This is a genomic window from Desulfosporosinus burensis (genome assembly GCF_054657535.1).
The window spans coordinates 1-604 of the sequence record NZ_BAAHYN010000074.1 but is presented as its reverse complement, the minus strand read 5'-3'; the positions used below and the strand labels follow the sequence as shown (position 1 = coordinate 604).

Sequence of the window (604 nt, the reverse complement as noted above, 5' to 3'; positions counted from 1 at the left end):
AAGACCTACTACTTTGCCGAATTAGTTGAAGCTTACCGAGATAGTGGGAAAGTGAAGCATAGACGACTCTTATACTTTGGTAGTGTAGACCTAGAGATTGCCGAAAAGCTCAAAATCGTCTTCTCTAAGGATTTCGACTCATTTACTAACCTGAACAAGGTTGATTTCTCGAGTGCTGTACCCTATGGCGCCTTTTTCTTGATCCATTCGATCTTTGAACGGCTTGGTATGTTCGATCTTTTTAAGAGCCGCTTTAAGTCAAAGGACAAACACATTTCGACTGATACGACCTTAACTTGCCTGAAGACCATGATTTTTCAGCGTATTATTCAACCAGACAGTAAATTAGCTCTGACAGAGTGGCTCGATGCAACCCCCATCCAACATTTTCTTGGTAAGGATGCGACGCTGCCTGATTTACAAACAATTTACCGTTCGCTCGAGGCTTTAAACGATAATTTTCCGATTGTCGAGCAATGTCTTTATCAATGGGCTGAGACTGTATTTCAGCAGAATATGCAGGAACTTTACTACGATATTACAAGTTCCTATTTCGAAGGTCATCAATGTATCATTGCAGACTACGGCTACTCTCGAGACCATA

At 41.4% G+C, this 604-nt stretch carries 1 pseudogene; it reads left to right on the top strand.

Going from position 1 to position 604, the window contains the following annotated elements:
• A pseudogene (locus tag ACYQ3Q_RS28445) lies at window positions 1-604 on the top strand (IS1634 family transposase); the annotation flags it as partial.